Here is an 11,191-nt window from a genome sequence, read left to right as displayed (position 1 = left end):
ATCGGCCCGGTGCTGCTGGGCGCAGCGCAGCCGGTGCACATCCTGACGCCGAGCGCCACGGTGCGCCGCATCGTCAACATGACAGCACTCACGGTGGCCGATGCGAACTCAGATCGGCAGGCATAAGGGGAATTGCAATTTCAGTTGATATCAGCTCCTTGGACTTTGAGACCTTTGCTATGGGTCGTTTCGGGCGAGAAATCAAGTCATCTTGAAATTGCACTTCTGACCAGATGCGTGCGCCTACCCTGGCGCCCTGAAGCTGCACATCGGTGTGAAACCTGCTATCCGTGCTGGACGAAATGCCGGCGCCTTGATGGCCTCAGAGCGCATCCTGAGCTGCCCTCAACTCGATGGGAGACCGTCATGGAAACCGCATGCAATGCCGTTCATCGCAAGCCGTGGAATAAAGGCAAGGTCGTCGGCCAGAAAGCTCCATTCAAGCTCAAGGACATCTGGGCGCTTCGCGTCCGTCTTCAAATGAAGAACCGTGTGCGCGAACTCGCACTCTTCAACCTGGGCATCGACAGTAAGTTGCGCGGATGCGATCTCGTCGCCCTCAAGGTCCGAGACGTCTGCCATGGCGATTAGGTGGCGGCGCGCGCCATCGTGATGCAGCTCAAGACTCAGCGCCCGGTGCAGTTCGAGATCACGGCAGCCACCCGAGACGCCCTGCAGGCTTGGATTAGGCAGGGCGGGCTGAAGCCAGAGAATTTCCTGTTCCCGAGCCGGCTTCACGATTCACCCCATCTCGGAACCCGGCAATACGGCCGGATCCTAGGAAAATGCGTCGATGAGCTGGGTTTGAACCGCTCCGACTATGGGACGCACTCAATGCGAAGGACGAAGGTGAACCGCCCCGGCTTTTGAGGAGGCTCAAATCTCTGAGAGGATTGAGCCATGAAGAAGTCGAACAAGTTCTCGCCCGAAGTCCGTGAGCGGGCGGTGAGGATGGTGCAGGAGCACAAGGGGGAGTACCCATCTCTTTGGGCAGCAGTCGAATCGATTGCCCCGAAGATCGGCTGCGTGCCGCAAACGCTGCTGGAATGGATCAAGCGGGTGGAGGTCAACGCCGGGGTCCGTGAGGGCGTCACGACGTCCGAGGCGCAACGGGTCAAGGATCTTGAGCGCGAGAACAAGGAGCTGCGCCGGGCCAACGAGATCCTGAAGCTGGCCAGCGCGTTTTTCGCCCAGGCGGAGCAGGGCCGCCGACTGAAGTCCTGAACGACTTCATCGACAAGCATCGCGCCGCCCACGGAGTCGAGCCGATCTGCAAGGCACTGCAGATCGCCCCGTCGGGATATTGGCGCCATTCAGCGCTGCTGCGCGAACCGCACAAGCGCTGTGCGCGAGCCCGTCGCGACGAGGCCCTGGCACCGCAGATCGAACGCGTCTGGAACGCCAACATGCAGGTCTACGGCGCAGACAAGGTCTGGAAGCAGCTGGCACGGGAGGGGACCGCCGTGGCCCGCTGCACGGTGGAGCGGCTGATGCCTCGGCTCGGACTTCGCGGCGTGATGCGCGGCAAGGTCGTTCGCACCACGATCAGCGACAGCAAGGCGCCTTGCCCGCTGGACCGGGTCAATCGGCAGTTCCGGGCCGAGCGGCCGAACCAACTCTGGGTCAGCGACTTCACCTACGTGTCGACCTGGCAGGGCTGGCTGTAGGTGGCGTTCGTCATTGACGTGTTCGCCCGTCGCATCGTGGGCTGGCGGGTGAGTAGTTCAATGCGAACGGACTTCGTGCTCGACGCCCTGGAGCAGGCGCTGTACGCCAGGCAGCCGAGCGCGATGCGGGGCTGGTTTGCCACTCCGATTGCGGCTCGCAATACGTCAGCATCCGCTACACCGAGCGACTGGCCGAGGCAGGCATCGAGCCGTCTGTGGGCAGCAAGGGCGACTCCTACGACAACGCTCTCGCCGAGACGATCAACGGGCTGTACAAGGCCGAATTGATCCATCGCCGCGCGCCTTGGAAAACCAAGGAATCGGTGGAACTGGCCACGCTCGAATGGGTGTCCTGGTTCAACCACCATCGCCTGCTCGAACCCATCGGCTACATCCCGCCGGCCGAGGCTGAGGCAAACTACTACAGGCAACTCGCCAGTCAGGCCACCGCGGTGGTGGCCTGACTTAAACCAACTGGCCTCCACGAAAGCCGGGGCGGTTCAGACCGGTAGTGACTGCAGCAGTCACTGATGCGCCAAGACTGTATGACGGTAGCCAGCCTGAAACCGACACTCCCCTCCCTGCCTCACCGGAAGACTCCTGGTCGGAACCAGCCCCAGATCTGGATTTGCTCGAAAATTTCCAGCCAGAAGGGTCCCACGATGAACTCACCGCAGCTTACGACCTCGTCCATCCCTTACTCGAGGGTGAATCCAACCTTTACTGTTACCTGCCAGTGGGCGACCTTGCCCTCGTGGATATGGCCGCGCGTTTCCACCACCTCGAACCACTGCATATTGCGGACGGTCTCGCTGGCTTTGGCAATGGCCGTGTTGACGGCATCTTCTATGCCGGAAGGTGAGGAGCCCGTGAGCTCCAGGATCTTGTATACGTGCTTGGACATGGCACCTCCTGACAGTCGGCAAATTGTGCAGCCCGACCTTGGAACGAGGACGAGCGGCAAACACAGTATGGCCGCATTCGACTCACCGCAGTTAGTGGGAAGCTATGCCAGAAATGGCTGCTGCATCATCAAAAGCGGCCGTCGCCACCTGGTCCACCTGCGGTAGCGCGGCTCGGTCGTATCTGCACGCAGGTACTTTGTGATGGTGTTGAGATGGGTGTGTGCGGCAGGGCATCACGCGGATGGACAGTTGGTCGCGCAAGGCCCAGCATCTGCCGACACTCAGTGTTGCCACGTCTATCACTCCTTGTTTCCTGCTGCTTAAAAAAGCAGCAGGCCAGAGTTGATGCGTGGTCAGATTTATGTCCGCATTCCCAAAATTATCAACGTCTGGTGGCTCAACACAGAACTCAGTACCGGGTCTATTCCGAAACAGAACCCTCTCGGGTAACCGCGCTGATCGCCCGCTGGCGACCGTTCAATATGTGTGCCTTAAATGCAGCAGCGGTCGCGACCTCATCATGAGCGCTGGCACTTTCAACGATAGCTCGGTGCTCATTGTTGGATACCTCCATCCCGGACGACTGGACCAAGCTCCTCTGCCGATACAAGTGCAGTTCTTTGTCAGTGGCAAGGAACATGTCTGCAAGACGCGGGTTACGCGTAAATTCAACGAGTCGGCGGTGAAACTCGAGGTTTTGCCGGTAATACGACGTGGTGTCGCCTACGCTAGCGCTGACCTCCATCTGGGCAATTCGTTTTTGCAACTCTTCTGTGTCTGCAGCAGTTGCGTTTCTCGCTAGTAGCTGACCTGACAACTCGGCGAGCGCTCCGCGAATTTCATAAATATCAAGTGCTTGCTTGAGATCCACTTGCCGCACAAAGATGCCGCGGTTATTGATGATTTCTACCATGCCGGCCTGCTCAAGCTTGCGGCATGCCTCGCGAACAGGGCTACGGCTAACCCCAATCTCCTTGGCCAATGCAAACTCGTTGAGGCGCTGACCTGGGGCAAGATCCCCTTCAAGGATCATGCGCTCGATCTTTTCCTGGATGGCCGTAGCCAAGGACGTCGAGCGTACCAAATCCAGAGCCGAATTCTCATCGGATGGAGACTGAATCGGGAGCGTAAAGGTTGGCTTTGTACCAGTAGTCATCTTCGGGGGAGTTTGCCTGCTTTAGCTGTCTCTGCAACCACCTTTAAACGGACGTTGCACTGAAACCGTAGAGCCGGGCTGCATTCTCTGCCAGTACCGCGCGGGCAAGGGACTCGGAATCTAACACCTGCAACAGCGATTCTAGTGTGGCGTGTTCATCCGGCCTGTCGGAAAGATTGAGGTGGGGCCAGTTCAGGCCCCAAATTACCCTTGAGCTGCCTGCATCGAGGAAGGCGCGAAGCCGCGGGGCAAGCTCTCCGAAGTCGGCAGCACCGTGTCGGGTCCCATAGTATGGGGCGGCGAACTTGATCCAACCGCCTTCGCGCACGAAACGAACCAGTGACTGGAATTCGAGACTGTCCAGCCCAATGTCGGGTCCCAATCGGCCGATATGATCCACCACGACCGGACAGGGCAGAGCAAGCAGCGCATCGACGCAGCCAGGCCAGGCGAAACTTTCTGCTTGGACAAGCAGGTGCCAACCATGAGGCGCGATCTTTGCAGCCGTGCTTTGTAGTGCCGCTACATCTACTGGAACACCCGCAGCGTACAGCGTACGTATGCCGCGTACACCAGCGCTGTGAAGTCGCTCCAGGTCGTTGTCATTCCAGCTGGCCTCTTCCCAGACCACGGCGCGTGCTCGTTCCAGCCCGATGCTTTGCACGACGTCCAGGGTGCATCGCTGATCATGACGCAGGGCTTTGGCGTGTACTACTACATGGCGCCCCACCCCGAGCGTGCCAATCACCCTGAGGTACTCTGCAAGAGAGGGATGACCAGGGCTGTTTACGCCATCCGGATAGATGTGCGAGTGCGTGTCGCATGGCGGATGTGGCCAAGCGGAAAGGTCAAAACGAAAGTTTGTTGTGCTCATCGACTTTATTGCCTAGGTGTGCGCTATTGCTGACCAAACCATGTGCCGCGCGTTTTCCTCCCTGGAGCGGATAGTCCGGTGTCTCGGGTATGCCGCCGTCCGGTGCCTCGGCCATATCAACCGGTTCGAAGCCAATGTGAGATGCGTCGCTGTTGTCCCACCAAACGTCGCCATTTTTTGACACGCCATAGATGACGCTGCAGCCCACAGCCGAGGCCGTAAGCGATGCCAACAGCAGCCGTTCGAAGTCTGGCTCGCTGAGCCACGTCACATATTCCCGACGTTCCATCGGCTTGGGCCGGGCTGAACCGATGCGCAAACAGACCGTTTCGACCGCAAACTTGTCCCAGTAGTAACGTGCCAGGTTTTCACCAAAGCATTTACTCAAACCATACAAACTGTCGGGCCTCAGCGGATCCTCTACCCCGATCCGTTGGGTCACTGGATACATCCCAACAGCATGGTGGGAGCTTGCATAAATCACCCGTTTCGTCCCGAGCCGCCTTGCGGCATCAAAGACGTTGTAAGTGCCGCCGATATTCACGTTTAGCGTCTGCTGCCAATCGTCAACGTTCAGACTCGCTCCCAGGTGAATGACCGCATCCACTTCCTTCATGGCGCGCTCGATACCGACAGCGTCAGTCAGATCGCACGGCCAAAATTCTTCTCCCTCATCCGGTGTATCAATGGGAGCAATATCAGTGAGCCGCAGGTGTGGCACGCGTCCCTTGAGACACTTTCGAACCAGCTTACCGATTGCTCCAGCCGCACCGGTCACCAAAATTCTGTTGTACCCGAGCGTCGCACGGGGTGTGTGGTATGCGCGCTCCATCATTCGGCTCGGATGTTGCCCGCTTTTATCACCTCTCCCCAGCGCTTGACTTCCGAGCGCAGGTAGACGCTAAAGTCCTGCGGCGTATCCAGCACGAAGTCGTTGCCCGAGGCCTGCACACGCTCGCGCGTGGCTGCATCCTTGAACACTTCTGCCACGTCGTTGTAGATTTTCTGGGTTAGGTCGGGCGACATTTTTGCGGGGCCATAAAGCGCATTCCACGTTGTGGTGACGATATTGCCCTCACCCGATTCCACTATGGTTCCTACGTCGGGAGCAAGGCGCGAACGCGCCGCACCGGTCGTAACCAATGCCTTGAGTTTTCCACTGCGAACATGTGGCATCCCTGACGGAATGTTGGCGAACAGCACGTCGACCTGGTTGCCCATGACATCGGTAAGCGCAGGGGTTTCCCCGCGGTAGGGAACGTGGACGGCCTTGAGGTTCAGACGCGCGTTCAACAACTCAGACGTCATGTGAGGCGATGACCCTATGCCACCCGACGCGTAGCTGACTTTCCCTGGATTGGCGCGCACGTAAGCCACGAATTCCGCAAAGTTGTTCGCCGGGAACGACGGATGAGCCACCAACACCAGCGGCGAAGCCGCGACGTTGGTAATTGGCGTCAAATCCTTCAGAGGGTCGTATGGTGGCTTGGCGTACATGTGCGGCGCAACCGCTATCGATGTCTGCGGTGACAACAAAAGCGTGAGTCCATCAGGGGCCGCCTTAGCTACTGCGTCCGCAGCCAGCATGCCGCTTGCACCGGTACGGTTGTCTACCACAACAGATTGTCCCCAGCGTCGGGTCAGTCCTTCGGCAAGTACACGCGCGACGAAATCGGTTCCCCCTCCGGCAGCAAAACCCACGATCAGACGGACCGGTTTGCTCGGCGCTGCCTGAGCACTTACCTTTGTTGCACCCATCGCCAACAGCGAAAAAGTCAGAGCACGGCGAACCTTATTCATGTATGTCTCCAGGTTTTATGTATTGCTGATTGTCGACAATGCGCATAAACTGTCAAGCTGTTTCCACAAGGAGTTTTTATGAAGCCCACCGTCGCACTGTTCATTGGCGATCCGTCTGGCATCGGCCCAGAAATCGTCGCCAAAGTGCTGGCAGATCCAGAGGTGCACAACGCCTGCAAGCTGCTGATTATCGGAAGCCGTTCTGTCCTAGAAGAAGGCATGCGCGTCGCAGGCGTCCATACCGAAGTTAAGGATGCTGACCCCGTCCCCGTCGCATCGGACCGGCCCCAACTGCTCCAGTGGGAGCATGCCAATGACAGCGGCTTCGAGTTGAGCGTCGCCAACGCGAAGAGCGGCAGGTTCATGCTCGACGGCTTGGCTAAAGCACTTCACCTGTGTCAGGACGGGATCGCGGATTCGATCTGCATCGCACCGCTCAACAAGGCCGCGATGCGCGCCGGAGGTTCCACGCACCCGGACGAAATGCACTATTTTTGTGAAGTGCTCAACTACAAGGGTCCGTGCGTAGAGTTCAACGTCAACGACAAGCTGTGGACATCGCGTGTCACCTCCCACGTTCCCCACAAGATGGTCAGCAGCTTGCTGACGCCTGAACGTATCGCCCACAACATTGGTCTCCTGAACCAAGGGCTTCAGGCAGCCGGGTTCGTTAACCCGCGCATCGCAGTTTGCGGACTCAATCCACACAACGGCGACGGCGGGGCATTCGGTCGCGATGAAATCGAGGTCATCGAGCCCGGTGTCCAGCTCGCAGCTTCCCATGGCTTCAAGGCCGATGGTCCGTTCCCGGCCGACACGACTTTCGTGCGCGCGGTGAAGAAGGAAAACGGCGGTGGTTACGACGGCGTGCTGACCATGTACCACGACCAGGGCCAAATCGCCATGAAGCTGCTGAGCTTCGGCCATGGCATCACCGTGCACTACGGCCTGCCCATGCCGATCACGACCCCTGCGCATGGCACCGCCTACGACATAGTTGGCCAGGGTATCGCTGGAGACGGTGCCATGAAGAATGCGCTGCTGACTTCTGCGCGCATGGGTGCATCGACCCGTGACAAGCGTCTTCAAGCAGCGTGAATTCGCTCGCTGTTGTTGAAAGACTCGATTCGCACAGCGGGCGCTTGAACGCGCCTACGGTGGGCAAAGGCTGACAAAAGACAGGGCTCGGCCGCGGGATCAACTGCATACAGCGAACGCGCGGCCGAACCTACTGTCAGTTGATGGGCGATCCGTCGAGCACCGAAGGAAGCATCACGCCTCGGGTCGACACGGTGGCTGGTCCAAAAAATTGGGCACGCGCCCTCCCCCGCAGCGGTCGAGAAAGCACTGAACTTGAGAAGTACGACAGGACGTTAAATGCCATTGCTCGGATGTATTGCTGACGATTTCACGGGCGCAACCGACCTCGCGAACAACTTGGTCCGTGGTGGGATGCGCGTGATGCTGACCATGGGTGTTCCCCCGATGCGGCTAACCGTCGACGTGGATGCAGTCGTGGTCAGTCTCAAGTCTCGTACCGTACCGGTAACAGACGCTGTACGAGATACCCTTAACGCGGCCGATTGGCTGCGGTCTCAGGGCGCGCGACAGGTTTATTTTAAGTATTGCTCAACTTTCGATAGCACGCCGGACGGAAACATTGGCCAAGTGACTGAGGCGCTGATGGATGCGCTCGGAACCGACTTCACCATAGCCACTCCCGCTTTCCCAGACAATCAGCGCACCGTTTTCAAAGGCCACCTTTTCGTAGGCGATGTGTTGTTGCACGAAAGCAGCATGCGCGACCATCCTTTGACGCCGATGACGGACCCTAATTTAGTACGGGTGTTGCAGGCGCAGTGCAGCAGGAAGGTCGGCCTCATCGATTACCGTGTCGTTGCCGAGGGCGAGGGCGCAATACGAGCGCGAATCGCACAACTTCGCGCTGAAGGCGTTGGCATTGCCATCGTCGATGCAATTTCAAATGCCGACCTTGCGCGCATGGCTCCTGCATTTCACGATATCCCATTGGTTACAGCAGGTTCAGGCCTGGCAAGTGGGCTAACAGCGAATTTCGGTATCTCACCCTCCGAAAAAGCGTCCAGATTACCCTCAGCAGGTGGCTTCCAGGCGGTAGTTTCTGGAAGCTGTTCGCTTGCCACCCAGCGGCAGACCCTCGCGTTCGCCAAGACTGGACGGCCGGCCGTCGGTGTCGATCCGCTGCGGATAGCCGCGGGTGAAGATGTCGTCGGTGATGTGCTTGCCTGGGCAGAGCCGCTGCTGAAGGACGGACCCGTCCTGGTGTACTCGACCGCCGAAGCCGGCGCGGTAAAGGCTGTTCAGGCGAAGCTAGGTGTGGAACAGGGGGGCACGCTTATCGAGCATGCGATGGCGGCCATCGCGCGCGGCTTGGTCGAACGCGGTGTCCGGCAACTCGTCGTGGCCGGAGGCGAGACCTCGGGCGCGTGCGTCCAAGAGCTAGGAATCATGCAGATGCAGATCGGCACGCAGATCGATCCCGGCGTGCCATGGTGCCATGCATACTGTGAAGGCGCTCCGGACGGCATGCACATTGCATTGAAATCCGGCAACTTCGGCGGTGAAGAATTCTTCACCAAGGCCTTCGCGCTAGTGGACGCTTGACGCGATTTTTCGGCATGACTTCCCTCACCGAATCCCGCGCCCGGGAAGAAATCTGCCGGGTTGGCCGCAGCCTTTTCGAGCGTGGATATGTCCACGCGACCGCCGGAAATATCAGCGTCAAGCTCGACGATGGTTTCCTGATTACCCCTACGGATGCTTGCTTGGGTTTTCTCGATCCAGCCGAACTGGCGTTTGTCGACCTGCAGGGCCGGCAGACAAGCGGAGAACGAGCCAGCAAGACATTGGCATTGCATTCGCGCATTTATAAGGCCGCAGCGCCTTTCGATCCCATGACCCGATGTGTGTTGCACACCCACAGCACGCATTGCGTGGCGTTGAGTCTGCAGGAGGCGGTTGCATCGCATGAAGAACTGCTGCCGGCGATCACACCTTACTTCGTCATGAAGGTCGGACACGTTCCGCTCATCCCTTATCACCGGCCTGGCGCGGTTGCGGCTGCCGATGCAGTGGCCGAAGCGATAGAACAGTACGGTACCTCCGGCCGGCCGATTCGGGCGGTGATGCTTCAGCGTCTCGGTCCCAACGTTTGGCAGGACTCACCAGCGTCAGCCATGGCGGTACTGGAAGAGCTGGAGGAGACCGCGAAGCTCTGGCTGGGCGCCACCTCACCCAAGCCTTGCGCACTGACCGAGCCTCAGATCGAAGAATTGAGGCGGACTTTCCACGCCCGATGGTAGGTGGCTCGCGCAGTGGCCGCCTCCTTTCATTCCTTGCGAAATTCAAGCCATGCCTCAATTTGCCGCCAACCTGTCCATGCTTTATCCGGAGTTGAACTTCCTGGACCGCTTCGAAGCGGCGGCAAAAGACGGTTTTCGGGGGGTTGAATATCTGTTTCCCTATGCCCATCCGGCAGCGGAGATTGCCGCTCGATTGCAGGACTTAGGGATTGAGCAGGTCCTGTTCAACGCAAAGCCCGGCGACTGGGAAGCTGGCGAACGGGGCCTGGCATGCCAGCCCGGCCGGGAGGCCGAGTTCCGTGATGGCATCGAAACGGCTCTACGTTACGCCGAATCCCTGGCCTGCAAACGCATCCACGTGATGGCCGGCCTACTGCCTACCGGAAAAGATCGATCAACGGTTGAGTCCACATACGTGGCGAACCTCCGCTGGGCGGCAGGCGAGGCAGCGCGAGCAGGAGTGGATCTGCTGCTCGAGCCGATCAACCTCCGCGACATGCCGGCTTATTTTTTAAATCGGCAGGACCACGCCCATCAGCTGATCGAAAAAATCGGCGCCAGCAACGTGAAGGTTCAGTTCGACCTCTACCATTGCCAAGTGGTTGAGGGCGACGTGGCCATGAAGATTCGCGAATACCTTCCCACAGGACGGGTTGGGCATTTTCAGATCGCTGGCGTGCCACAACGCCATGAGCCCGATGTTGGTGAGATGAACTATGCGTACCTTTTCGAGGTGATCGACGAAATCTCCACAGAATTCGGCTGGCAAGGTTGGATTGGCTGCGAATACCGTCCGGCACGCGGTAGCGTCCCCGGTGGTACTTCGGCGGGTTTGGGTTGGCTAAAAAGAGCAACCTGAGCGGCTCATTACTCCCTATTTTTCTTGCCCGCCAGTGCGTACCGAGAAAAACTTGCTTCATTTTTAGCCCACACACGAGAAAGCCGCAGTCACATCTCCTGCGCAAACGACTCCCGCAAGAAATCCGCCAGCGCCCGCGTTTTGGCAGACAGGTCACTCTTGGTCGGGTACACCAGTGTCACATCGGCAGCCGGCAATGCCCAGCCGCACAGCACGCGCCGCAACCGCCCCGAAGCCAAGTGGGATGCCACATCCCATTCGGAGCGCATGAGCACACCGTGGCCTTGCAGGGCCCAGTGGGTGGCGGCGCTGCCATCGTTGGTCCCCCACACGAGCGCGGCTGAATGGCTGATAACCAGCCCCCATCGGACATACGACCCATGGATGGGTTAATGACCGGAAACGGTGGTAGTTGTCATTGAAGCGCCGAAACTGAGCGGCAGCTGCCAGCCTGAACCGGACCACCGTTCCGGTAATTTCACCCGCCGTTTTGCGCCGACCGTAGCCTCAGCTTGCCTGGGACTAGCGCCGCTTCCCGGCTATTTTGGCAACGCGCCTTTCGGCCATCCCCAGCGCAGCACGGGCGAGT

The 11,191-nt window shown here is 59.0% G+C and carries 11 protein-coding genes, 2 pseudogenes and 1 other annotated feature; of the genes and pseudogenes, 7 read left to right on the top strand and 6 right to left on the bottom strand.

Translation table 11 applies throughout. The features are described from left to right. The 3 genes and pseudogenes from B2J89_RS19910 to B2J89_RS19900 form a co-directional block, all read left to right on the top strand. Positions 1 to 126: phosphate acyltransferase (locus tag B2J89_RS19910; protein WP_169170617.1), on the top strand; the 126-nt coding region annotated here is incomplete at its 5' end. 240 nt (positions 127 to 366) lie between these two features. Beyond that, a pseudogene (locus B2J89_RS22865) lies at positions 367 to 849 on the top strand (tyrosine-type recombinase/integrase); the annotation flags it as partial. A gap of 51 nt (positions 850 to 900) precedes the next feature. Then, positions 901 to 2,131: pseudogene (locus tag B2J89_RS19900) on the top strand (IS3 family transposase). Next, positions 1,179 to 1,295: a sequence feature (AL1L pseudoknot), on the top strand. Its footprint overlaps the pseudogene before it by 117 nt. A 233-nt stretch (positions 2,132 to 2,364) precedes the next feature. Here B2J89_RS19900 and B2J89_RS19895 read toward each other — a convergent pair. The 5 genes from B2J89_RS19895 to B2J89_RS19875 all read right to left on the bottom strand — a co-directional run bounded on the left by B2J89_RS19895 (position 2,365) and on the right by B2J89_RS19875 (position 6,402). Then, on the bottom strand, positions 2,365 to 2,571 hold the full coding sequence (locus B2J89_RS19895; RefSeq protein ID WP_169170616.1) for a dodecin: 207 nt from the start codon (positions 2,569 to 2,571) through the stop codon (positions 2,365 to 2,367). Positions 2,572 to 2,993: 422 nt separating this feature from the next. Then, positions 2,994 to 3,638, bottom strand: coding sequence for an FCD domain-containing protein (locus tag B2J89_RS19890; RefSeq protein WP_169170615.1), 645 nt, complete (start codon positions 3,636 to 3,638; stop codon positions 2,994 to 2,996). Between the two features lie 133 nt (positions 3,639 to 3,771). After that, a complete protein-coding gene (locus tag B2J89_RS19885) occupies positions 3,772 to 4,602 on the bottom strand; it encodes an amidohydrolase family protein (protein ID WP_169170614.1) in 831 nt (276 codons plus the stop codon). Further along, positions 4,577 to 5,434: an NAD(P)-dependent oxidoreductase gene (locus B2J89_RS19880; protein ID WP_169170613.1), complete on the bottom strand. Its 858-nt coding sequence runs from the start codon at positions 5,432 to 5,434 to the stop codon at positions 4,577 to 4,579. The genes B2J89_RS19885 and B2J89_RS19880 overlap by 26 nt, the downstream gene beginning before the upstream one ends. Beyond that, complete coding sequence (locus B2J89_RS19875) at positions 5,434 to 6,402, bottom strand: tripartite tricarboxylate transporter substrate binding protein (RefSeq protein WP_169170612.1); 969 nt, start codon at positions 6,400 to 6,402, stop codon at positions 5,434 to 5,436. The genes B2J89_RS19880 and B2J89_RS19875 overlap by 1 nt, the downstream gene beginning before the upstream one ends. A gap of 78 nt (positions 6,403 to 6,480) precedes the next feature. On the opposite strand from B2J89_RS19875, the gene B2J89_RS19870 reads away from it, so the two are divergent. From B2J89_RS19870 to otnI, 4 genes are all read left to right on the top strand, one after another. Next, entirely contained in the window at positions 6,481 to 7,500 is a 1,020-nt protein-coding gene (locus tag B2J89_RS19870; protein WP_169170611.1) for a 4-hydroxythreonine-4-phosphate dehydrogenase PdxA, read from the top strand. Between the two features lie 279 nt (positions 7,501 to 7,779). Beyond that, positions 7,780 to 9,045 carry a 3-oxo-tetronate kinase gene (otnK, locus tag B2J89_RS19865; protein WP_169170610.1) on the top strand — a complete coding sequence of 422 codons (1,266 nt, stop codon included), beginning with the start codon at positions 7,780 to 7,782 and terminating at the stop codon, positions 9,043 to 9,045. A gap of 14 nt (positions 9,046 to 9,059) precedes the next feature. Further along, positions 9,060 to 9,743, top strand: coding sequence for an aldolase (locus tag B2J89_RS19860; protein WP_169170609.1), 684 nt, complete (start codon positions 9,060 to 9,062; stop codon positions 9,741 to 9,743). 49 nt (positions 9,744 to 9,792) lie between these two features. Next, the gene (otnI, locus tag B2J89_RS19855; RefSeq protein WP_169170608.1) at positions 9,793 to 10,602 is read left to right on the top strand and encodes a 2-oxo-tetronate isomerase; all 810 of its coding nucleotides are present in this window, start codon (positions 9,793 to 9,795) and stop codon (positions 10,600 to 10,602) included. Between the two features lie 89 nt (positions 10,603 to 10,691). Here otnI and B2J89_RS19850 read toward each other — a convergent pair whose 3' ends face one another. Then, a complete protein-coding gene (locus B2J89_RS19850; protein ID WP_206043050.1) occupies positions 10,692 to 10,934 on the bottom strand; it encodes a LysR substrate-binding domain-containing protein in 243 nt (80 codons plus the stop codon). Positions 10,935 to 11,191 lie beyond the last annotated feature (257 nt).

The sequence above is a fragment of the Acidovorax sp. SRB_24 genome (assembly GCF_012931925.1).
Note: the sequence above shows the minus strand (reverse complement) of the source record. Positions and strands in the feature narration are given on the sequence as shown.